21 protein-coding genes are annotated in these 20,700 nt (G+C 57.5%); 11 read left to right on the top strand and 10 right to left on the bottom strand.

Annotated elements, in window-relative coordinates:
* Positions 1 to 42: 42 nt before the first annotated feature.
* The 3 genes from G6L01_RS13330 (at position 43) to G6L01_RS13320 (ending at position 2,714) form a co-directional block, all read left to right on the top strand.
* Entirely contained in the window at positions 43 to 585 is a 543-nt protein-coding gene (locus G6L01_RS13330; protein ID WP_070166858.1) for a MarR family winged helix-turn-helix transcriptional regulator, read from the top strand.
* A 130-nt stretch (positions 586 to 715) separates the two neighbouring features.
* Positions 716 to 1,738 (top strand): LacI family DNA-binding transcriptional regulator, encoded by a 1,023-nt coding sequence (locus tag G6L01_RS13325; protein WP_070153515.1) that lies wholly within the window; start codon positions 716 to 718, stop codon positions 1,736 to 1,738.
* Positions 1,739 to 1,754: 16 nt separating this feature from the next.
* On the top strand, positions 1,755 to 2,714 hold the full coding sequence (locus G6L01_RS13320; RefSeq protein WP_070166857.1) for a 2-hydroxyacid dehydrogenase: 960 nt from the start codon (positions 1,755 to 1,757) through the stop codon (positions 2,712 to 2,714).
* Positions 2,715 to 2,716: 2 nt separating this feature from the next.
* Here the strand turns inward: G6L01_RS13320 and G6L01_RS13315 are convergent, their stop codons facing one another.
* Positions 2,717 to 3,481, bottom strand: a complete 765-nt coding sequence (locus tag G6L01_RS13315) for a gamma-glutamyl-gamma-aminobutyrate hydrolase family protein (protein ID WP_071206572.1) — start codon at positions 3,479 to 3,481, stop codon at positions 2,717 to 2,719.
* A 201-nt stretch (positions 3,482 to 3,682) separates the two neighbouring features.
* On the opposite strand from G6L01_RS13315, the gene G6L01_RS13310 reads away from it, so the two are divergent.
* A complete protein-coding gene (locus tag G6L01_RS13310) occupies positions 3,683 to 4,789 on the top strand; it encodes a TRAP transporter substrate-binding protein (protein ID WP_070166856.1) in 1,107 nt (368 codons plus the stop codon).
* Positions 4,790 to 5,088: 299 nt separating this feature from the next.
* Here the strand turns inward: G6L01_RS13310 and G6L01_RS13305 are convergent, their stop codons facing one another.
* Entirely contained in the window at positions 5,089 to 5,541 is a 453-nt protein-coding gene (locus G6L01_RS13305) for a hypothetical protein (protein ID WP_071206536.1), read from the bottom strand.
* 663 nt (positions 5,542 to 6,204) lie between these two features.
* Between G6L01_RS13305 and G6L01_RS13300 the strand changes: the two genes are divergently transcribed.
* Positions 6,205 to 7,050: a Tox-REase-5 domain-containing protein gene (locus G6L01_RS13300; RefSeq protein ID WP_070166854.1), complete on the top strand. Its 846-nt coding sequence runs from the start codon at positions 6,205 to 6,207 to the stop codon at positions 7,048 to 7,050.
* Positions 7,050 to 7,661, top strand: coding sequence for an Imm52 family immunity protein (locus G6L01_RS13295; RefSeq protein WP_139190346.1), 612 nt, complete (start codon positions 7,050 to 7,052; stop codon positions 7,659 to 7,661). The genes G6L01_RS13300 and G6L01_RS13295 overlap by 1 nt, the downstream gene beginning before the upstream one ends.
* Before the next feature lie 454 nt (positions 7,662 to 8,115).
* Here G6L01_RS13295 and G6L01_RS13290 read toward each other — a convergent pair whose 3' ends face one another.
* On the bottom strand, positions 8,116 to 8,499 hold the full coding sequence (locus G6L01_RS13290; RefSeq protein WP_156584167.1) for a winged helix-turn-helix transcriptional regulator: 384 nt from the start codon (positions 8,497 to 8,499) through the stop codon (positions 8,116 to 8,118).
* 98 nt (positions 8,500 to 8,597) lie between these two features.
* Between G6L01_RS13290 and G6L01_RS13285 the strand changes: the two genes are divergently transcribed.
* Positions 8,598 to 9,659 carry an SDR family oxidoreductase gene (locus G6L01_RS13285; protein ID WP_070167002.1) on the top strand — a complete coding sequence of 354 codons (1,062 nt, stop codon included), beginning with the start codon at positions 8,598 to 8,600 and terminating at the stop codon, positions 9,657 to 9,659.
* Positions 9,660 to 9,665: 6 nt separating this feature from the next.
* Here G6L01_RS13285 and G6L01_RS13280 read toward each other — a convergent pair whose 3' ends face one another.
* The 4 genes from G6L01_RS13280 to G6L01_RS13265 form a co-directional block, all read right to left on the bottom strand.
* Complete coding sequence (locus tag G6L01_RS13280; protein WP_070166851.1) at positions 9,666 to 10,232, bottom strand: sarcosine oxidase subunit gamma; 567 nt, start codon at positions 10,230 to 10,232, stop codon at positions 9,666 to 9,668.
* Complete coding sequence (locus G6L01_RS13275) at positions 10,225 to 13,218, bottom strand: sarcosine oxidase subunit alpha (RefSeq protein ID WP_070166850.1); 2,994 nt, start codon at positions 13,216 to 13,218, stop codon at positions 10,225 to 10,227. Before G6L01_RS13275 ends, G6L01_RS13280 begins: the two co-directional genes overlap by 8 nt.
* A complete protein-coding gene (locus tag G6L01_RS13270; protein WP_070166849.1) occupies positions 13,215 to 13,535 on the bottom strand; it encodes a sarcosine oxidase subunit delta in 321 nt (106 codons plus the stop codon). Before G6L01_RS13270 ends, G6L01_RS13275 begins: the two co-directional genes overlap by 4 nt.
* Positions 13,536 to 13,607: 72 nt before the next feature.
* The gene (locus tag G6L01_RS13265) at positions 13,608 to 14,861 is read right to left on the bottom strand and encodes a sarcosine oxidase subunit beta family protein (protein WP_070166848.1); all 1,254 of its coding nucleotides are present in this window, start codon (positions 14,859 to 14,861) and stop codon (positions 13,608 to 13,610) included.
* A gap of 473 nt (positions 14,862 to 15,334) precedes the next feature.
* Here G6L01_RS13265 and rpsU point away from each other — a divergent pair, with 473 nt between their 5' ends.
* Positions 15,335 to 15,574 carry a 30S ribosomal protein S21 gene (gene rpsU / locus G6L01_RS13260; protein WP_060718292.1) on the top strand — a complete coding sequence of 80 codons (240 nt, stop codon included), beginning with the start codon at positions 15,335 to 15,337 and terminating at the stop codon, positions 15,572 to 15,574.
* Positions 15,575 to 15,799: 225 nt separating this feature from the next.
* On the opposite strand, the gene G6L01_RS13255 is transcribed toward rpsU, so the two are convergent.
* Positions 15,800 to 16,078: a hypothetical protein gene (locus G6L01_RS13255; protein WP_139190347.1), complete on the bottom strand. Its 279-nt coding sequence runs from the start codon at positions 16,076 to 16,078 to the stop codon at positions 15,800 to 15,802.
* Here G6L01_RS13255 and G6L01_RS13250 point away from each other — a divergent pair.
* Entirely contained in the window at positions 16,058 to 16,888 is an 831-nt protein-coding gene (locus G6L01_RS13250; protein ID WP_070167001.1) for a tetratricopeptide repeat protein, read from the top strand. The genes G6L01_RS13255 and G6L01_RS13250 overlap by 21 nt on opposite strands.
* A 92-nt stretch (positions 16,889 to 16,980) precedes the next feature.
* On the opposite strand, the gene G6L01_RS13245 is transcribed toward G6L01_RS13250, so the two are convergent.
* Positions 16,981 to 17,205 (bottom strand): aa3-type cytochrome c oxidase subunit IV, encoded by a 225-nt coding sequence (locus G6L01_RS13245; RefSeq protein ID WP_070166847.1) that lies wholly within the window; start codon positions 17,203 to 17,205, stop codon positions 16,981 to 16,983.
* Between the two features lie 264 nt (positions 17,206 to 17,469).
* Between G6L01_RS13245 and G6L01_RS13240 the strand changes: the two genes are divergently transcribed.
* Together G6L01_RS13240 and G6L01_RS13235 are read left to right on the top strand one after the other, a co-directional pair.
* Complete coding sequence (locus G6L01_RS13240) at positions 17,470 to 18,009, top strand: TRAP transporter small permease subunit (protein WP_070166846.1); 540 nt, start codon at positions 17,470 to 17,472, stop codon at positions 18,007 to 18,009.
* Positions 18,010 to 18,092: 83 nt separating this feature from the next.
* Positions 18,093 to 19,610 carry a TRAP transporter large permease gene (locus G6L01_RS13235; RefSeq protein ID WP_070166843.1) on the top strand — a complete coding sequence of 506 codons (1,518 nt, stop codon included), beginning with the start codon at positions 18,093 to 18,095 and terminating at the stop codon, positions 19,608 to 19,610.
* Positions 19,611 to 19,649: 39 nt separating this feature from the next.
* Here G6L01_RS13235 and G6L01_RS13230 read toward each other — a convergent pair whose 3' ends face one another.
* Positions 19,650 to 20,699, bottom strand: coding sequence for a DUF2332 domain-containing protein (locus G6L01_RS13230; RefSeq protein WP_070166841.1), 1,050 nt, complete (start codon positions 20,697 to 20,699; stop codon positions 19,650 to 19,652).
* Position 20,700: the final 1 nt, after the last annotated feature.

Below are 20,700 nucleotides of genomic sequence, written 5' to 3'. Positions count from 1 at the left end.
GCGCCTGTGACAACAGCACTTTCTTTCGACCGCGGGGGTAGCATGGCTAAAAAAGACAAGTCCGAGAAAAAGAAGAAATCCGGCAAGTCCAAAGACGAGGGGAAACAGGCGAAACTTGGCTTGAGTGGTGAACTTGGCATGGCCATCACCCAAGCGTCACGCAGTTTTCGCACGGTGCAGACCCGGCTTTTGACCGGCAGCGGGCTCTATTCCGGGCAGGAGGGCGTGGTGCTGCTGCTGGCTGAGGAGGAAGGGTTGACGCCCGGCCTTCTGGCGCAGCGTCTGGGCGTCAAGGCGCCGACCATGACCCGCACCATCGGGCGCATGGAGGTGCAGGGCTTTGTCGAACGGCGCGGCTCGGATGCCGATGGCCGCCAGACAAAGGTTTTCCTGACGCCAACCGGTCGTGCCACGGTGGAAAAAATCGCCGATGCCAATGCGACGGTGGAGCGCCAGGCGACCCGTGGCCTGAGCGGCAAGGACGTAAAAGTGCTGATGAAACTGCTTGCCGCCATCGATGCCAATCTGCTTGCACCTGCGGATGTGACGCGGCCTGACCTCATCGAAGAGCATTTCACCGACTGACTGCTGTCGTCGCGGCGTTGGCTCTTGCCACGGGGAGTTCAACGTTTTAATTAAACTGTTTAAATGCATTTGAAGCCGGGTCACGATCAAGCCCGGACGATTGCATATACGAACGACCAAGGGGGGAGCCGTGGCGCAAAAGATCAAGCTATCGACCATTGCCGAAAGTCTCGGCCTGTCCACCGCCACGGTATCGCTCGCCTTGCGAGACAGTCCGCTGGTGGCGGCAGATACCCGCGAAAAAATCAAGGACCAGGCCCGGCTGCTTGGCTATATCTATAACCGTCGCGCCGCCAGCCTGCGCACCTCGCGCTCCGGCATTATCGGTGTTGTCGTTCATGACATCATGAACCCGTTTTACGGCGAAATTCTGAAAGCCATTGAAAGCGAGCTGGACCGCAGCCGCCAGACGTTCATTCTGTCCAACCACTACGATTCGGTAGAAAAACAGCGGACCTTCATCGAAACGCTGCTGCAACTGGGCGGCGATGGCGTGATCATGTCGCCTGCCATCGGTTCGCCGCCGGAAGATATCATGCTGGCCGAAGACAACGGCATGCCCGCCATTCTGATTGCCCGCTCCATGGACGGGTTGGCGCTGCCGACCTATCGCGGCGATGACACCTATGGCATTTCGCTGGCCACCAACCACCTGATCGGCCTTGGCCACCGCGTTATCGCCATGGTTGGCGGCACCGACCAGACCTCGACCGGGCGTGACCGTTACCAGGGCTATGTCAACGCCTTGCGCAAAGCGGGCATTGCGGTTGATCCCAATCTGCGCATTCCCGGACCGCGCACCAAGCAGGGCGGTTTCGAGGCGGCGGTGAACTTCCTGTCGCTGCCGCAAAAGCCGACGGCGGCGGTGTGCTGGAACGATTTGGTCGCTATCGGGTTGATGAATGGTGTCTCGCGTGCCGGGTTGGTACCGGGCCGCGATATATCCGTAACCGGTTACGACGACCTGGAGGAAGCATCGATCGCGACACCGGCATTGACCACGGTGTCAAACGGACAGGCGGAAGTCGGCAGGCTTGCAGCGCGCGCGCTTCTGGATAAGCTGGCGGGCAGCCATGAGCCGGATGGTATCCACCTGATTAAGCCTGAAATGCGTATCCGCCAATCAACCGGCCCTATTAAACATCGAGACTGATAGAGATTTTGATCCCATGACCGATAAGCCCGTTATTCTCATTCCCGGAAAAATTCATCCGCGCGTGCTGGAGCGTTTGCAGCCTGGTTTTGAACTGGTGCAGACCCCGCCCGGCCAGCCGGTTGCGTTAAGCGATGCAGATGCCGCTCGCGTGCGCGGCATTGCCATTGCCGGTGCCGTGCCGGGCGCTTTGATCGACAGCCTGCCGAAGCTGGAAATCATCGCCAATTTCGGCGTCGGGTACGACGGGGTGGATGTGGCAAAAGCTGCGTCCAAAAATGTTATCGTTACCAACACGCCTGACGTGCTGGATGATGAAGTGGCCGATACGACGATTGCGCTGCTGCTCAACACAATCAGGCAATTTCATCAGGCGGAAAGCTATCTGCGGGCCGGGCGCTGGCAGAATGAGGGACCGTTCCCGCTGTCGCCGCTGTCGCTGCGGGGCCGCCATGTCGGGCTTTACGGATTGGGGCGGATCGGCGGTGAAATCGCCAGCCGGTTACAGCCGTTCAAGGTCAAGATCAGCTATCACACCCGCAGCCCCAAGCCCGGTGTGTCCTATGATTACCATGCGTCGCTGACGGATCTGGCCCAGGCCGTCGATACGCTGATCTGCATCGTGCCGAAAACGCCGGAAACCCATAAGGCGATTAATGCAGACGTGCTGAAGGCGCTGGGGCCGAACGGCGTGTTCATCAGCGTCGGGCGCGGCTGGAGCGTCGATGAACCGGCGCTGATCACAGCCTTGAAGGACGGCACGATTGCCGCCGCCGGAATGGATGTGTTCTACGAGGAGCCGAAAGTACCGGCGGAATTCCTCGATCTGCCCAATGTGTCGCTGCTGCCGCATGTCGCCTCCGCCTCGGTGCCGACCCGCAATGCCATGGCCGATCTGGTGGCGGATAACCTGATCGGCTGGTTTGAAAACGGTACGGTCAAGACACCGGTGCCGGAAACACCCGTCAAAAAGTAACCTCAGGCGGCGAGGGATTTCACTGCCGCATACTCCCTTGCCGCCGCCCCGAATGCTTCAAACAGCGCGCGGGACGGGGCATCCGTTTCCGCCCAATATTCCGGGTGCCACTGCACGCCGACGGCAAAACCCTTGGCATCGATAACAGAGACGGCCTCGATTGTGCCGTCATCGGCCAGCGCTTCGGCCTGGAGCCGAGGGGCGAGATCGGAAATCGCCTGGCGGTGCAGGGAATTGATCTGGATCGTCCCTGCTGTGCCGAGATAGCGGGCGATGCAGGAGCCTTCGCGCACCTCCACCGGCTGGCGGATGGAATAGGCGAGGTCGCGGTCATCGGTCGGCGGCTTGCGATGATCCCAGGTGCCGGGCTGGTCCTGAATTTCGGAGGCCAGCGTGCCGCCCAGCGCCACGTTCAACTCCTGGATACCCCGGCAGATGGCCAGCAGCGGAATTCCACGCTCGATGGCGCGGCGGATCAGCGGCAGCGAGGTCGCGTCACGGGCGTGATCGAACGGGCCGTCGCTATCCCTGGCGTCGCGGCCATAGAGCGAGGGATGGACATTGCTGGGCGAGCCGGAAATCACCACGCCATCTACCCGGTCAAGTACCGCCTCGATATCCGCGCCGGTTTCCAGAGCGGGAATAATAACCGGCATGGCCCCGGCCACGGTCAGCGTCGCCTTGACATATTGGTCCAGCACGCAATGCCAATTGGACCCTTCAATGGCACGGAAATCGGCGGGTATGGCGACAAGCGGCTTGGACATCGATGGCTCCAGAATAGCGGTTCTGAGCATCTGTTTTGCGCCGTTTGCTGCCCAAGTCAACGATTGGCCTCATCTGTCTTCAACTTTAGCCTAAACTGATAAGGCTGCCCGCTTGCCACCGCCTTGCCAACATGATTACCTTCGAATTGCCTTCCTGGAGGGGAATGGTAAGGGGAATCAGCATTCAATCGGGAGGACTCTATGGATCGTCGTGGATTTTTGAAGAAGGCCGGGGTCGCAGGAGCGGGCTCGCTCGGCGCTATTGCCTTGGCGGCACCCGCCATTGCCCAGCAGGCACCGAAAATCAATTGGCGCCTGACCTCGTCCTTCCCCAAATCGCTGGACACGATTTATGGCGGCGCTGAGGATATCGCGGCCCGCGTGGCGGCGGCAACCGATGGCAATTTCACCATCCAGGTGTTTGCGGCAGGCGAAGTGGTGCCGGGCTTGCAGGCCGCCGATGCGGTTGGCGCTGGCACGGTGGAAATGTGCCACACCTGCTCCTATTACTATGTCGGCAAGGACCCGACCTTTGCGATTGGCACCGCCATTCCCTTCGGGCTGAATGCGCGGCTCACCAATGCCTGGTTCTATCAGGGCAATGGCAATACGCTGCTCAACGAATTCTACGCCAAGCACAATCTCTACGGCATGGTGGCTGGCAATACCGGCGCGCAGATGGGCGGCTGGTTCCGCCGCGAAATCAACACCGTCGATGACCTCAAGGGCGTCAAAATGCGCATTGCCGGTCTGGCGGGCAAGGTCATCGAAAAGCTGGGCGGTGTGCCACAGCAGATTGCTGGCGGCGACATCTACCCAGCGCTGGAAAAAGGCACGATCGACGCCGCCGAATGGATCGGCCCCTATGACGACCACAAGCTCGGCTTCTACAAGGTGGCCAAATATTACTACTACCCCGCCTTCTGGGAGGGTGGCCCGGCCATCCACGCCTTCGTCAACCTCGCCAAATGGAACGAACTACCGAAATCCTACCAGACCGTGCTTCAGGACGCCTGCGCCTTCGCCAACACCAATATGATGGCGAAATATGACCTGAAGAACCCGGTGGCGATCAAGCAGATCGTTTCGGAAGGCACGACGCTGAAACCTTTCAGCCAGGACATCCTCGACGCCTGCTTCAAGGCCTCTCTGGAAGTTTATGCCGAAATCTCCGCCAAGAATCCAGATTTCAAGAAAGTCTACGAAGACCAGGTCGCCTTCAAGAAGGAAGCCTATCTGTGGATGCAACTGGCGGAATATACCTATGATACGTTCATGATGATCCAGCAGCGCGGGGGCAAGCTGTAGGGTTGTTGCGCTTGCTTATCGTGTGAACGTTAGCGCCTTTCCGTGGGGTTTACCCCCCTCTGCCTTGCCAGGCATCTCCCCCTCAAGGGGGGAGATCGACAAAGAGCCGCCATGTTGCTGAACATCATCGGTTGCGAGCGCCTGAAATTGCAAATTTATCCGTTGAAACGAGCGGCTGCGTCTATCCGATCTCCCTCCTTGAGGGGGAGATGCCCGGCAGGGCAGAGGGGGGTGACCGCAGATGAAAATGTTTGTGTTGATACTCTGATTCAATCTGAATCTGGCAAATTCCCAAGTCCTCAATCCTCCGCTTCGGAACGATGATCCCGTGACCTTCGCTGCTCACTCAAAAACCGCCGCACCCGGGCAAGCGCCTCCACCGGATCGGTGCCGCCTTGGTATTCCTCACGAATGATCTGTTCGATCTTGTCGCGGATTTCCGCCCTCTCCAACATAGACCGGCCCGGCGGCAGCAGCCTTTGGCGGGCCTCCTCCAGCCGGGTTTGCAGATCGGTGGCGGCGTCGAGGATCGTGGTGTCGATCGCGTCAGGCGGTTCCGCCTGTCGTGGCTCCAGCAGCTCGGCGGGAACCGTGCGGCGGAAATCCCGCTGCCGCGCCAGCCGGTAGCGCAGCAGCAGCGCCAGCGCGCCCAAGGCAAAGCCCGGTGGGGTGAGAATGGCCACGACCTTCACCCAATCGGTCATGGATTGCCAGGTATGAAAAAGATCGGCCCAGAGATTGTAATCGGCCATGCCATTCCTCCCGCGCTTGTGAAACAAGCGATCACCGGAGGATTTTTGCCCTCTGGTGATCGGGGAGGTCGAAAGCCGCAATAGAACGACTGCCTTGGCCTTTAAGCCGAAGCTCTGGACATACGCCAAGGCCTCCCCGACGCCAAGAAGGTGTGGGGGACCATATAGGCACGGTCCACCGCCTCAGCCACAAACCTATGGCTGAGGGGTGTCTTTTCACGACCGACACTGGCCGTCTATTGCGGAGCTTCGACACTCCAGGACCAGCCCGTTACAACTGGTCCCGGTAATGGTTTAGCGTATAACGGGTGGGGAGGGGAAGGGGGATTTTTGTCGAGAATGTGAACCGCGATCGTCTGAATTACGGCATTTTCATAAGCGGGAACCACTTCGCTGCAGGTTGCCGTTCATGAGATGAGTACGCCACAATTTTTAATTACCTTGCGATGCTTTGGAGCCTGAGCGCAAGCATGCTTGCAAAAGGATGCTGTCACTCGATTTTGGACGTCTGTAGAAAACGTAATACGAGGTGTCCACGAAAGTCATGATTGCTCGGTCTGAAATTCAAGACATTCTGTTATTCAAGTTGCCATTTTTCCATAAAATTCCATTGACTTTTTTGTGAGCTGTGTATCTCGTAACAATCTGCGGGAGGGTCATTTTATGATAAAAAGCAAGATGTTTACTTCTGTTGTAAATATAAAAATTATAGTTGTCGCATTTCTTTGGCTTGCTAGCGCTATCCCTGCGAATGCGCGCTATATCTCCCCTGATGGTTGGGACCCTACTGTTGCTGGGGTTGGGACAAATCGGTATGCCTATGCTGGAAATGATCCGATAAATAAAAGCGACCCCAATGGGCATATGGGGGCGGCAGCAGGAAATGGTTCACAGGCGGCGGATGGTCCTGAGGCGCTGCTTAATATGCTGGAGGCCACCCTTCAAGCGGGAGAGTTTCTTGCTGAAGGTTTAAACGGCGCAGGAAATCCGGAATTCGGACCTGTCGGTCGTGGATTGAATGCGACAGCTTATGAAGCTCGATCAATTAGTGCGACAGTAAGAGCGGCTCGATTAGAGCGAATAGAAAACCAGCTCGGCAAATGGGTCACGACAAAAGAGTGGATGAGCCCTTCTGCAGCAGCTCACCAAACTGCTGTAACAGGAAGGTCGGCCAATCAAAGTTTTGTTGTGAACGGCGTTAAATTTGATGGATATGATCGTGCTAATCAAACTCTCCTAGAGGCAAAAGATAGATATAGTCAGTTTGTTGGCAAAGACGGACGGTTTAATGGATGGTTTGGTGGTCAGAGAGCTCTTATAGACCAGGCAGAAAGGCAGATTGAAGCTGCTGGAGGTAAAAAAATAAAATGGTCGTTTAGCGATGAGGAAAGTGCGCGAGCAACGGAAAAATTATTCAAAGAAGAAGGTATAAAAGGGATTTCTGTCGAGGTTGAATCGAATAAATCTTCTGAAGTTCCGAATTCAACCTCTAATACGGTTCTTAAATAATGAAATATTTTCTTGGAGCGTATAATTCAATTAGAAATAGAGATATTAATGATTGCAGTTCAGATTTGTTTTATTTTTTGAATAAACTTCATGATATAAATCCTTGCGTATTTCGTTGGAAGCTTGTTGCTTCTTCTCGAAGAAAGGCAAATTTAAATCCATATATCGACATACATAACATCGATTCTATCAAGGAACTAGTTCTTAATGGCGTTAATCGGCGCGACTATGATAAGCAGCCAATTGTCGAGCTTGGATTTCGTTGCGTTTTTTGGAATGGTATCGTTGATGAAGATAAATCGGCTTCATTATCTGTAACGAATGGCAGTTTTAGCCCAAATTCAGGAAACAGAGTGGTAATGCGATTTCCTGAATTTGGTGAATTAGGTCGCAATGATCCTCTGGTGGCGGCGCTGATAAATGCAGCAGTGGATACGATAGAAGCGGAAAGAGCTGTTCTACATCGAGATTTTGATACAGACGAACTTGTTCTGGATCGTGCTGCCTATTTCCGAAAGTCTTTTCGATCACCAGATCAAAAAAAAGTCGCTGCGAGTGCGGAGAAGGTGATCGAAACTGCAAATGGTCATATCTTTTTAAAGACGGTATGATCCTAAGGTCCGTACGTGTTACTGATTAAAAAGAATTAGACTACGCCTCACCGTATATCCCCCCGTCCGCTAACATCCCAAACGCGTAATCTGCAAACGACCGCCAGCATTCCACGCGAAAAGCCTCTTCGCTCATTCGATAGATCTCAATCTTGCCGAACACGGTGTGGGTAACGGCGCCGATGGCAAAAGATTTTGAGCGAAGAATCGAGCGGGCAGGCGAGGTTGAGGGCGCGTGCGGCGCCCGGGTCGGAGACGAGACTGGCAGTGTTGCGGTGGGTGATCGCTGATGCGGCGCAGCAGGCGGCCATCAGGTCGGTGTCATCTTCGTCGATGACAAGCAATTCATCCGGGCCAAGCCAGAAGGCGAGGCGGGACCCGAGGCCTTCGTTACGGTCTGCAAGGTTAGATTGAACGCTTATGGAACCCCGAGGACGGCGTCTACGCCACTGCACTACCCCTCCCGCCTTGACCCCGGTCTTGCCCCAAGCGCATCCAGCGCGTCGGCATTCTCCCGGCCCCAGGCGTAGAGCAGTTCCACCGGCTCGATGAACCGGTTGCCGAGCGGGGTCAGTCGGTATTCGACGGCGGGTGGAATGGTGGCCTGGACGTGGCGGGAGATCAGGCCGCTAGCTTCCATATCGCGCAGGGTCTGGGTCAGCATTTTCTTGGAAATACCGGGCAGGCTGCGCAGCAGTACGCCGGTGCGCGCCTCGCCCCCATGGCGCACATGCAGGGTATGCAGCACCATGCTGGTCCATTTGGTGGAAAACAGTTCGAGTACGCGGCGCGGCGCGCAATCTTCCCGCCACTCGGTTTCTGGCGTTCCTGGTTGCATGGTGGTTACCTTCTGGTGTCTAGGCCCGTAAATGGTGCCGTCTTTTTTAAAGGCAAGAGGCGCCTACATGTCTGCCTTCAGATAGAAGGAGCATGAAGATGGTTGGATCAGCATTGGTTGTCGGCGCAAGCGGCATCGTTGGCAGCGCGACGGTGGATCTCCTGTTGGCGAAGGGATGGGCCGTGCATGGACTGGCCCGCTCGCCGGTTGCCAAAGACGGCATGCAGCCCGTGGCGGCCGATCTTCAGGATCGTGAGGCGACGGCGCGGGCTCTTTCCGACGTGAAGCCCGACGTGGTGTTCATCTCGACATGGGCGCGCCAGTCAAGTGAGGCGGAAAACATCCGGGTCAATGCGGCGATGGTGCGCAATGTGCTGGATGCACTGCGTCCAGCCGGGTCGGTTACCCATGTCGCCTTGGTCACGGGGCTCAAACATTATCTCGGCCCCTTCGAGGCCTATGGCAAAGGCACTCTGCCGCAGACACCGTTCCGGGAGGATCAGGGCAGGCTTGATGTCGAGAATTTTTACTACGCGCAGGAAGATGAAGTGTTTACCGCAGCCGGGCGCGACGGATTTTCCTGGAGTGTGCATCGCCCGCATACGGTGATCGGCAAGGCAGTTGGCAATGCCATGAACATGGGAACGACGCTGGCCGTCTATGCGACGCTCTGCCGCGAAACCGGGCGGCCCTTCCGTTTTCCCGGCTCTTCCGTTCAATGGAACGGCCTGACGGATATGACCGATGCTGGTGTTCTGGCCGAGCAATTGCTCTGGGCCGCAACGACACCACAATGCCGCAACCAGGCCTTCAATGTGGTCAATGGCGATATCTTCCGCTGGAGTTGGATGTGGGGCCGGATTGCCAATTGGTTTGGACTGGAGCCAGCGCCGTTCGACGGCACAATCCTGCCGCTGGAGCAGCAGATGGCAGAGGACGCCGCCATCTGGCGGGAGCTTGCCGAGCGCAACGGCCTGATCGAAAAAGACCTGTCGCGCCTGGCCTCACCTTGGCATACCGACGCCGATCTTGGGCGGCCGATTGAAGTGGTGACCGATATGAGCAAGAGCCGGACAATGGGCTTTGACCGCTACCAGCCCACCGACGAGGCGTTTTTTAGCCTGTTTGCGCAATTGCGTGGGGAAAAGCTGATTCCCTGAGCCTGTTCACGCCGCGTCCGCAGCCCCTTCCTGCAACATGCCGAAGGCATATTCGGCAAAGGACCGCCAGCATTCCACCCGAAAGGCGTCCTCGCTCATCCGGTAGAGCACGATTTCGATCTTGCCGAATACGGTGCGGGTGACCGCGCCAAGGGGGAAGGTTTTCAGCGACAGGTCGAGCGGGCAGGCGGTGTTGAGGGTTTGAACGGAGCCGGGGCCGGAGACCAGGATGGCGGTGTTGCGGTGGGAGACATCGGTGGCGGAGTGAATGGTGCCGGAGGCGGCGCAGGCGGCGGTGAGGTCGGCGCCGTCTTCGTCGATGACAAGCCATTCGTCCGGGCCGAGCCAGAAGGCAAGGCGCGGACCGGCATGGGCAGAGGTTTTCGGCGCCGTGGGCAGGGTCAGGCCAAGGGCTGAGGAAAGACCGGGGACAGCATCCGCTCCGGCCCGCAGCGAGAGGCGTGAGGCCGGGGCGGCTGGCGTCAGCGTCACATGGGCGGAGCCGCCATAGGCACCGTCAAGAACCGATTTGCGGGTGGCAGACATCGCGCTGGAGGTGATTGGCTCAACCATGGATGCGGCTTCCTTCCTTGTCGTAAAAGACCATGTCGGTCACTTCTACGGCGATTGTTTTGTCAGGCATCGGCACATAGAGCGTTTCGCCCATCCGCGCCCGGCCACCGGCCACCATGGCAATGGCAATCGATTGGCCAAGATTTTCCGACCAATAGGATGAGGTGACATGGCCCAGCATGGTCATTGGCTTGGGCTGGTTGGGGTTGGCGACAATCTGTGCGCCTTCTTCCAGCACTTCGTTCGGGTCTTTGGTCTTGAGGCCGACCAGTTGCTTGCGGCCTTCCTTCACCAGATCCGGGCGTTTTAGGCCGCGAATACCAACGAAATCGGGTTTTTTCTTCGACACGGCCCAGCCGTAGTTGGCATCATCGGGCGTCAGCGTGCCATCGGTGTCCTGGCCAACGATGATATAGCCCTTTTCGGCGCGCAGGACGTGCATGGTTTCTGTGCCATAGAGGCATGCGCCTAAGCTTTCCGCCCGCTTCCAAACAGCCTCAAATACCGACGCGCCGTAATCGGCGGGCACGTTGATTTCAAAGCCCACTTCGCCCGTGAATGATACGCGGAACAGCCGGGTTGGCACGCCGCAGAATCTGCCTTCCGCCACGCTCATATGCGGGAAGGCCTCGTTGGAAATATCAATGCCCTCGACAAAAGGTGCGATGATATCGCGGGCCTTTGGTCCCTGCACGGCAATCACCGCCCATTGCTCAGACGCGGACGTGAGCCAAACCTTTAGCTCCGGGAATTCCGTTTGCAGATAGTCTTCCATATGGTTCAGCACGCGGGCTGCACCACCAGTGGTGGTGGTAACGTGGAAGCGGTCTTCGGCCAACCGTCCGACCACGCCGTCGTCATAGATAAAGCCGTCGTCGCGGGTCATGATGCCGTAGCGGCATTTGCCGGGTTTGAGGCTATCCCACGGGTTGGTATAGATCAGGTTGAGGAATTTGGCCGCATCCGGGCCAACCACCTCGATCTTGCCAAGCGTGGAGGCATTGAACACGCCCGCAACCTCGCGCACGGTTTTGCACTCGCGGTTGACAGCGGCGTGCATATCCTCGCCGGGTTTGGGGTAGTACCAGGCGCGCTTCCAATTGCCGACATCTTCAAAATCGGCACCAAGGGCGGTTTCCAGATCATGCATCGGCGTCTTACGCGTTGGGTCAAACAATTCGCCGCGCGAATGGTTGATCAGCGTGCCGAATGTCACAGGCGTATAGGGCGCGCGGAAGGTGGTAAGGCCCACTTGCGGGATCTCTTTGCCCAACATTTCGGCTGCAATCGCCAGCCCGTGCATGTTGGACAGCTTGCCCTGATCAGACGCCATGCCATTGGTGGTAAAGCGCTTGATATGTTCGATGGAATGCATGCCCTCGCGCACGGCCAAGCGAATATCCTTGGCGCAGACATCGTGCTGGAAGTCGATAAAGGCTTTCACGGCATCGTCCGGGCCAGCGCCTTCGGCAGCGCCAATCATGCCGCCGGTCCAAGCAAACGCGTTGGCACCGCTTGGCTGGCTTCCGCTCTCGCCTTCCGCTCCGGCTTCTTTTGCCAGCCTTGTACCGCTGGCATAGGCTTCTGCCAGCAGTTCGCTCAGATCATCCGTGCCGTTGCAGGCCCCGACGCAGATACTATCTTGCACGTAAATATCTGGTAGGAAGCGCTGAGTGGCGGCCTCGAATCGCAGTTTGCCGCGCGATTGTGAGAACAGATGCACCGAAGGCGTCCAGCCACCGCTCATTAGCAATGCATCGACGGCCAGCTTTCGCCGGTCAAAACCGCCCCGGCCAGCGATAGTGATGGATTTTACCCGCAAACGTCCAGCGGTATCGAGAACGCAATGTTCGGTCAAAACCTCAATGCCTGCCGCCTTGGCGTCAGCCAAGACGCTTGCCCCCGGATTGCGGCGGCAGTCGATGATGGCCACCACCTGCACACCCGCTTTTTTCAGGTCAATTGCGGTTTCATAGGCCGAATCATGGGCGGTGTAGACCGCCACTTTCGCGCCCACAGCCACGCCAAAATGGTTGAGATAGGTGCGCGCAGCAGAGGCCAGCATAATGCCGGGGCGGTCGTTGTTGGCAAATACCATATGGCGCTCAATCGCGCCGGTGGCCAACACCACCTTTTTCGCCCGCACCTGCCACAGCCGTTCGCGGGGCAAGCCTTTGGCGGGCTTGGCGATATGGTCGGTGATGCGCTCGGCAAGACCGAGGAAATTGTGGTTGTAATAACCGAATGCCGTGGTGCGGGTCAGCACCGTCACATTGTCCATCGCCTTTAGCTTTGCCACGGTGGCTTGCGCCCAGTCGTAGCCATTTTGGCCATCAATCACGGCACCCGTATCATAATGGAAGGCACCACCCATTTCCGGCTGCTCATCGCAGATGATGACGGAAGGGCCAGTTTCTGCCGCCGCAAGCGCTGCTGTCAGGCCCGCCACGCCACCGCCCACCACCATCACATCGCAATGGGCGTAGCGGTTGGCGTAATGGTCGGTGTCGTCTTCGGTTGGGGCCACGCCAAGGCCTGCGGCACGGCGAATGATCGGCTCATAAATTTTGTGCCAAAAGCTCTTCGGCCACATGAAGGTCTTGTAGTAAAACCCGGCGGCAAAGAACGGCGAGAGCAGGTCGTTGACCGCGCCAATATCCATCGACAGCGATGGCCAGCGGTTTTGCGTCTGCACCCGCATGCCATCAAACACTTCCTGCACGGGAGCGCGCACGTTAGGCTGACGCCGCGCACTGTCGCGGGAAATGTCGAGCAGCGCGTTTGGCTCTTCTGGTCCAGCGGTAAGAATGCCGCGTGGGCGGTGATATTTGAACGAGCGACCGACCAGATGAATGCCGTTGGCCAGCAAGGCCGAGGCCACGCTATCGCCCTCAAGGGCGGTGAGAATACGGCCATCGACGGTGAAACGGGCGGTTCTGGCGGGCGTCAGACGGCCCTTGCCGGGAATACGATTGGCACCGCTCATTGCGCAGCTCCCTTGTTGTCGATGAGGGCTTGCACGGCTGCATCATCCGGCTTGGCTTCGCCTGCTTTATAGGTCAGCAGAAATTTGTCGCTGACGGTATCGCGCACCGCATTAAAAAAGCGCCCGCAGCCATGCAGGTGCCGCCAGCGCTCAAAGATGATTCCCTTGGGGTTATCCCGCATAAAGAAGAAGGCCTCGAACTCTTCATCGGAAATCTCGGCAATATTGGTTGGTCGCACAATATGCGCCTCGCCTGCGCCGTGAAACTCCAGCTCGGACCGCTCTTCCTGACAATAGGGACATTTGATCAACAGCATTTTTCTCAATCCCGCTCAATTTTTGTTCGTTCGATTTGTCCGAAAACCGGTTCCCACTTTTCGGATCTCACTTTAGTGCGCAACCGCAGCCGCAGCCGCTTCATCAATCAACCGCCCGGTGCGGAACCGATCCAGCGTCAGGCCCTTGGCCAGTGCATGGGGCTCGCCCTTGGCAATCAGATGGGCAAACAGATTGGCAGACCCCGGCGTGGCCTTGAAGCCGCCCGTGCCCCAACCGCAATTGACAAACAGGTTAGGCACCGGCGTCACACTCTGGATCGGCGAGCGGTCGGCTGTGTTATCGGTAATACCGCCCCATTGGCGCATCATCTTGACGCGGCGGAAGATGGGGAACAGTTCGCAAATCGCATCCAGCGTGTGGGTGATGATTTGCAGGCCGCCTGTCTGGGAATAGGAATTATACTGATCGGTACCAGCCCCAATCACCAGCTCACCCTTATCCGATTGCGAGATATAGGCATGCACGGTGTTGGACATCACCACGCAAGGGAAAATCGGCTTGAGCGGTTCTGATACAAGCGCCTGCAACGGCGTGGAATGAATGGGCAAGCGCACATCGGCCATGCCCATCACCATGGAATTATGGCCCGAGGCTGAAACGCCGATTTTCTTCGCGCCAATAAAACCTTTGGAAGTCTCAACCCCGGTGACTTCACCGTTCGCACCACGGCGAATGCCCGTGACCTCGCAATTTTGAATGATATGCACACCGCGATCAGACGCAGCACGAGCATAGCCCCAAGCCACGGCATCATGGCGGGCCGTGCCGCCGCGCCGTTGCAGGGCGGCACCATTGATGGGGTAGCGGGCGGTTTTGGCAATATCCAGCGGTGGACAGAAGGCCTTGGCCTGTTCTGGCGTCAGCCACTCATTATCAATGCCATACAGCGTGTTGGCATGAACGTGGCGCTTGAAACTCTGCTTGTCATGCACATTGTGCGATAGCATCATCACGCCACGGGCCGAATACATCACATTGTAATTCAGCTCCTGGCTCAAGCCCTCCCAGAGTTTGAGAGAATGCTCGTAAATGTCCATGCTCTCTTCATAGAGATAATTGGAGCGAATAATGGTGGTGTTGCGCCCGGTATTGCCGCCGCCAATCCAGCCTTTTTCGATGACGGCAATATTGGTGATGCCATGTTCCTTGGTCAGATAGTAGGCAGCCCCCAGACCATGGCCACCGCCGCCAATAATAATCACGTCATAGGATTTGTGTGGCTCTGGTGATGTCCATTGCGCGCTCCAACCAGTGTGGGCGCGAAGCGCCTCGCGGGCTACGGCAAAAACCGAATATTTGCGCATTCGCGTCATCTCCTTCAGGCGAGGTCTGGTAGGCGAGGTCTAGCTGCTTGCTCTACGACGGATCGCAGGGTGTAGATCCTGACTTATGTCAGAAACGGGAAGAAATTCCGACCTGCTTTCAATCCAGCGCGTCAGCGCAGGTCTAAAAAGCTGTGACAGATCGATATGCGCGATGTCCCTTTCTTTGCGACACGCTTCTATCCGTCTTTCGACACATGGCCAATATCTTGCAGCAGCGTATGGAGAAGTGCATAGGGGTGACGTTTTGCAAGACGGTGCCGCTTGGCTGCGGATTTTTTTGGGCAGCGGCACTTGCCGTCTGGACTTCGAAAGTCCGATCTGTTATTGGCGCTCCCTAATCGCTGGTCCTGCGGGCCAGCGGAACACTCTTTTTTGGTCCGTGAAAGGCATGGTTCGGCAGAATTCGTGTCCCGGCGGAAAACGACCACCAAACCAAAGGAACGGGATTCGACGTGCAGGTACTTGTCCGCGATAACAACGTTGATCAGGCGCTTCGCGCCTTGAAGAAGAAGATGCAGCGCGAAGGCATCTTCCGTGAAATGAAAATGCGTGACTATTATGAAAAGCCGTCGCAAAAGCGCGCGCGCGAAAAGGCTGAAGCCGTTCGCCGTGTTCGCAAGCTGGCCCGCAAGAAGATGCAGCGCGAAGGCCTGATTGCCGCTCCGGCGCGTCCGGCATTTGGCAGCCGCTGATTGACGTTTCCCGCGCTTTTTCAAAGCGCGACATGATCCGATTGAGCGGCGGCGATCAGTTCGCGGCCGCTTTTTCGTGTTGGTTTTTCTATAACGGGCGGATTGACTGTCTGCACATTGCCGTTTTGGCTGGTCTATATCCGTCTTGCGGGACACTGGGAGCGGCGCTCCGCCTTGTTTGTTATCGCATCGACCTAGTTCGATAACCGGTTTCCCCTTTTTGGATCAGAGGGTGCAAAAGGCTTCAAATTCTTGGAATGATGTGGTTTTTGCATTTGCGCGGTGGAAACGGGCTGCATTCGGATGTAAGCCAATCTTCGGGATAAAGTTTTGTTGATTGGATAGAACTTTAGGAACGCTGCGGCGTTTCCTCTCCAGTTTCGGCATAGTCCGACGTTTTGAACAGGTGGAACGGAAAGCATGACGCCAATGGTTGATAAGGTTTTCAACACCGGCCCAACAGCCAGTCGCCTGGGGGCTAACATGCGCGGCAAAGGTTGCCATATGCTGGTTCTTGGCCTCACCGCCATGCTGACGCTTACCGGATGCCAATCCACCAACCAGTCAAGCGACATGATCAGCATCGAGCGCGATCAGGGTTCCAAGGAAAATATTTCCTCGCTGTCGTCGGTCATTGCCGCCAATCCACGCGATCCAGGCGGTTATAATGTGCGGGGCTCTGCCTATGGCCGGGCCGGTGAATTCCAGAAGGCGCTGGCGGATTTCAACACCGCGCTGCAACTCAACCCGAATTTCTACCAGGCCTATGCCAACCGCGCCCTTGTCTATCGCAACATGGGCAAGCCGGTGGAAGCCGCCAATGATTATACTGCTGCCCTGAAGATCAATAGCAGCTATGATGTCGCCTATATCGGCCGTGGCAATATCTACCGCCAGGCGGGCCGGGTGGATGAGGCGTTTCAGGATTTCTCCAAGGCAATCGAGCTGGATACCACCGATGGCCGCGCCTATCACAATCGCGGCCTGATCTTCCAGCTGCGCGGCCAGCACGACAAGGCGATTGACGATTTTTCCAAGGCGCTCTCGCTGTCACCGAATGCGCCTGAGCCTTATAATGGCCGTGGTGTGAGCTATCTGGCGCTGAACGACGACGAAAACGCCTTTGCCGATTTCAACCATGCTATCGACATGAATCCGAAGCTGGCCGAATCCTGGGCCAATCAGGCGCTGGTCTATGAGCGGCGCGGTGACAAGGTCAAGGCGGCCAAGTCCTATGCGCATGCCTTGAGCCTGGATGGAAAATATACGCCCGCCCGCGACGGTCTTGCCCGGACACGCGGCTCGACAAGCTGAAGCAGCTTCTACTCCGTTCCATACAAAAGGCCGGCATTGCCGGCCTTTTCAGTTCTGGAGATTGGTCAGTTCTTGACATTGGCAATCGCGGTTTACCGCATCATGAAGACGCCGATGACGCTAAGGATCAGGAACACCAGAATGCCACCCAGGAATCCGGCTGTGGTGAAAAATCCAGCGGCCATGGCGATCATCAGCGCCACAAGAATGACGGTGCCATATTTCGAAGCAGCTATAAAACCGTCATAGGTGCGTTCGTGGGCCGGATAATCCATCGAGGCGCCCGTTTCGACCGGGCCGGAATGGTCTTCGCTCATGCTCTTACTCCCCAAAAGCGTGTATTGCCCACAGGCTACCGCATAATTCTTAAAACCGAAACTGGCTTTAAAGAGAAAATTATCCCGCAAATTTAAAATGCTACAGCATCATTCGTGTGATGAAACGGATAATGCCGTAGAACTTTAGGCGAGCTTGACAGGCTTTCCAGGCCAAAGTCTTGCTAATCCCCGCATGGCATGTCGCCGCGCTGTTGCGCATGCCCGCCCCTTGTTCTAAGCAAATAAGGGAGTTGGGAGGCTTATATGACTGTTTTGCTGGCATGGGGGCGGGCTATCGATGCGCTAAGCGCAGGCGTTGGCCGGGTGGCGGAATATCTGGTTATGCTGTGCTGCCTGATCAGCGCCGGTAACGCGATTATTCGGTATCTGTTCAATATCAGTTCAAACGGCTGGCTGGAAATACAGTGGTATCTGTTTGCCTATGTTGTTGTGCTGGGGGCATCACATACCTTGCGCAAGAACGGCCATGTCCGGGTCGATCTGATTTATGGATCGGTGTCGGAGCGCAAGCGGCTGTGGATCGACCTGATCGGCCTCGTGCTGTTTCTTTTACCGGTTTGCATTTTCCTGACCTGGCTGTGCTGGCCATTTTTCTGGCTGTCCTATCAGCAGGGTGAAATGTCGGCCAATGCCGGTGGCCTGATCCGCTGGCCGGTCAAGCTGATCCTGGTGGCGGGTTTCGGGCTTTTGACCTTGCAGGGCCTGTCGGAACTGATCAAGCGCATTGCCGCGCTGACCGGCCGCATCGATATCGACGTCAGCTACGAAAAGCCGCTGCAATAATATCTGCCTGCCCGTCCCGTTGATGCCTTCCGGCGTCCGGGGACGACAGCAGAGCGGAAGGACATGCCTGAGGGGGACGTGTTATGTTTGATTTCGGAATTATTCCACCCGCGATGTTTCTGGGCATGGTGTTGTTCATGCTGTTCGGTTTCCCGGTGGCGTTTTCGCTTGGCGCGGTCGGCATGTTCTTCGGCATGATCGGTATCGCCACCGGCCATTTCAGCGAAATGTTTCTCCAGGCCCTGCCGTTGCGGTTCTTCGGTATTGTCTCCAACGATCTGCTGCTGGCCATTCCCTTCTTCACCATGATGGGCTCCATTCTGGAACGGTGCGGGCTGGCGGAAGATCTTCTGGAAGGAACGGGCAAGCTGTTTGGCGCGGTGCCGGGGGGCATTGCCTATGCGGTGATTTTCGTTGGCGCCATTCTGGGCGCGATTACCGGCACGGTGGCGGCCTCGGTTATCACCATGGGCATGATCTCACTGCCGGTCATGTTACGCTATGGCTATAATCAGCGGATTGCCACAGGCGTCATCGCAGCTTCGGGGACGATGGCCCAGCTTATTCCGCCCTCGCTGGTGCTGGTCATTCTGTCCGACCAGTTGGGTAAGTCGGTGGGCGACATGTATATGGGCGCCATCGGCCCGGCTGGCATGCAGATCGCCATCTACATGCTGTTCATCCTGGCGATTTCGATTTTCCGGCCTTCGCTGGTGCCACCGTTGCCGAAGGAAGTGCGCGGCGAGCTGGATGGCCGGCTGATCGGCAAGGTTCTGGCCGGCATGCTGCCGTCCATCGTGCTGATTTTCCTGGTGCTGGGTACGATTTTCCTTGGCCTTGCTACGCCGACGGAAGCGGGGGCGCTGGGTGTCGTCGGTGCGCTGGTGCTGGCGGCGGTGCATCGGCGGTTGACCAGGGTGCTGGTGCGTCAGGCGATGGAATCGACCATGACCATCACTTCGATGGTGGTGATGATCCTGATCGGCTCCACCTGTTTCAGCCTGGTGTTTCAGGGCATGGACGGTTCCCGTTGGATCGAGCATCTGCTGTCCGGCCTGCCGGGTGGGCAGCTAGGCTTCTTGATCTTCGTCAATTTCTTCATTTTCTTCCTCGCCTTTTTCCTCGATTTTTTCGAAATCGCCTTCATCGTCATCCCGATGTTGGCACCGGTGGCGCAGCATCTGGGTATCGACCTGATCTGGTTCGGGGTGCTGATCTGCGTGAATATGCAGACCAGTTTCATGCATCCGCCTTTTGGCTTTGCACTGTTCTACCTGCGCAGCGTGGCGCCGAAGAGCGTCAAGACCCGCGAGATCTACCTTGGCTCTATCCCGTGGATCTGCATGCAACTGGTTATTGTCGGCGTGGTGATTTTCTGGCCGCAATCGGTGACCATGTGGGTGGAGAAGGCCAAGGATATCGATCTCGACAAGGTGAAGATCGAAGTGCCGGGCTTTGGGGCAGGTGGCGGTGGCATGAGCCTGCCTTCGCTTGGCGATGGGTCCAGCCTGAATTTTGGCACGCCCCCTGGCCTGGGCGGAGCAAGCGCCCCTGCCGCAAAGCCTGCCATGGATCTCAGCCAGCCGCCGGTGTTCAAATAAGGCAGCGGGTGGCGTGTCGAAAGAAAGCAGCGTGACGGTTCAGGCCTTCCAGCCCTGCCATCTGACCCAGCGGCCATGGAAATCGGCGCGGCCGATCTCCTGGCGCTCACCGCCCGGCCAGATTTGCAGAGTGAGGCTGGCGCCATCGCGCTGACCATCGGCCTCCATTTGCAGGCGGGCAAGCGGGGCCTGCGCTGTTGCCCGTTGCCCGGCTTGCGCAATCAGCGCTTCGCCTTGGGTTTTCAGCATGTCGGGAAGATATTGCCAGGCGATGGAATGGTAGACGACGTGCATCTGACCCGGATGGGACGGAGCCAGCCTTTGCGTCAGCCAGTCGATCGCATCCATGCGGTCCACGGAAAGATTATTGCTTCGTGCCAGTGTCAGGGCGGCTTGGGTGCGCTCAAGCCGGTCGGCCTGATCGGCCCAGATATAGGAAAACAGCCGTTTGCAATCCTCAGCCTTGGCGGGATCGAGAGGGTTGAGATCGCAACCGGCCCGTTCCGCAACGGTGATCGTGGCGGATGGTGGCTTTGGGCCTTGCCAGTCGGGTGCGAGCAGCACCGGCGAACCATCGCCCCAGCTCGCTTCGCCCAGCCGATAGGCATAGCGGTCCCATTGCAGGTTCAGCCCGGCGCTGGCGCCGACCTCCGACAACCGCAACGGCAGGCCGAAAAGCGAGGCAATGGTGAGGAAGCCCGGCAGAAGGGCTGCGGAACGGCGAACCTCGTTGGTCTGCGGCGCAGAATTCAGCCGCTCCTGCATGAAGGCTTGATGCTCGCGGAAGGCAGCCTCTACTGCGGCCCAGAGTGCATCGTCGGTGGGGTCATGAGGCGGATAGACAGCGGCCAGATCAGGACTTTGCCTGCTCGACACCAGGGCATGCAGCGTACCCGCCAGCCGCAGCGGCACGGAATCACCCGCAGACGTGATGTCGCCGGGCCAATCGATCAGCCGCGCACCAATGGCGCTTGCGGGCGTCAGCCGCTCGGCGGCGAGGCGGCACAGCCTTGCGGTGAAGGGAGACCCGAGGATATCGCAGGATCGGGCCTGATCAGTGAGGGCGTGGCGCAGACTATCGATCGTCATT

It is taken from the genome of Agrobacterium vitis, assembly GCF_013337045.2.
Lineage (GTDB): Bacteria > Pseudomonadota > Alphaproteobacteria > Rhizobiales > Rhizobiaceae > Allorhizobium > Allorhizobium vitis_B.
The sequence above is the reverse complement of the archived record's forward strand: the minus strand, read 5'-3'. Positions and strand labels throughout refer to the sequence as shown.

Bases quoted from the DNA above. Each gene is read 5' to 3' on its own strand.
- G6L01_RS13320 (WP_070166857.1), top strand. From the start codon at position 1,755: ATGACCGATAAGCCCGTTATTCTCATTCCCGGAAAAATTCATCCGCGC.
- G6L01_RS13290 (WP_156584167.1), bottom strand. From the start codon at position 8,499: ATGCAACCAGGAACGCCAGAAACCGAGTGGCGGGAAGATTGCGCGCCG.
- G6L01_RS13330 (WP_070166858.1), top strand. From the start codon at position 43: ATGGCTAAAAAAGACAAGTCCGAGAAAAAGAAGAAATCCGGCAAGTCC.
- G6L01_RS13305 (WP_071206536.1), bottom strand. From the start codon at position 5,541: ATGGCCGATTACAATCTCTGGGCCGATCTTTTTCATACCTGGCAATCC.
- G6L01_RS13240 (WP_070166846.1), top strand. From the start codon at position 17,470: ATGACTGTTTTGCTGGCATGGGGGCGGGCTATCGATGCGCTAAGCGCA.
- G6L01_RS13300 (WP_070166854.1), top strand. From the start codon at position 6,205: ATGATAAAAAGCAAGATGTTTACTTCTGTTGTAAATATAAAAATTATA.
- G6L01_RS13255 (WP_139190347.1), bottom strand. From the start codon at position 16,078: ATGGCAACCTTTGCCGCGCATGTTAGCCCCCAGGCGACTGGCTGTTGG.
- G6L01_RS13295 (WP_139190346.1), top strand. From the start codon at position 7,050: ATGAAATATTTTCTTGGAGCGTATAATTCAATTAGAAATAGAGATATT.
- G6L01_RS13315 (WP_071206572.1), bottom strand. From the start codon at position 3,481: ATGTCCAAGCCGCTTGTCGCCATACCCGCCGATTTCCGTGCCATTGAA.
- G6L01_RS13230 (WP_070166841.1), bottom strand. From the start codon at position 20,699: ATGACGATCGATAGTCTGCGCCACGCCCTCACTGATCAGGCCCGATCC.
- G6L01_RS13265 (WP_070166848.1), bottom strand. From the start codon at position 14,861: ATGCGCAAATATTCGGTTTTTGCCGTAGCCCGCGAGGCGCTTCGCGCC.
- G6L01_RS13270 (WP_070166849.1), bottom strand. From the start codon at position 13,535: ATGCTGTTGATCAAATGTCCCTATTGTCAGGAAGAGCGGTCCGAGCTG.
- G6L01_RS13275 (WP_070166850.1), bottom strand. From the start codon at position 13,218: ATGAGCGGTGCCAATCGTATTCCCGGCAAGGGCCGTCTGACGCCCGCC.
- G6L01_RS13280 (WP_070166851.1), bottom strand. From the start codon at position 10,232: ATGGTTGAGCCAATCACCTCCAGCGCGATGTCTGCCACCCGCAAATCG.
- G6L01_RS13235 (WP_070166843.1), top strand. From the start codon at position 18,093: ATGTTTGATTTCGGAATTATTCCACCCGCGATGTTTCTGGGCATGGTG.
- G6L01_RS13250 (WP_070167001.1), top strand. From the start codon at position 16,058: ATGCGCGGCAAAGGTTGCCATATGCTGGTTCTTGGCCTCACCGCCATG.
- G6L01_RS13245 (WP_070166847.1), bottom strand. From the start codon at position 17,205: ATGAGCGAAGACCATTCCGGCCCGGTCGAAACGGGCGCCTCGATGGAT.
- G6L01_RS13285 (WP_070167002.1), top strand. From the start codon at position 8,598: ATGGTTGGATCAGCATTGGTTGTCGGCGCAAGCGGCATCGTTGGCAGC.
- G6L01_RS13310 (WP_070166856.1), top strand. From the start codon at position 3,683: ATGGATCGTCGTGGATTTTTGAAGAAGGCCGGGGTCGCAGGAGCGGGC.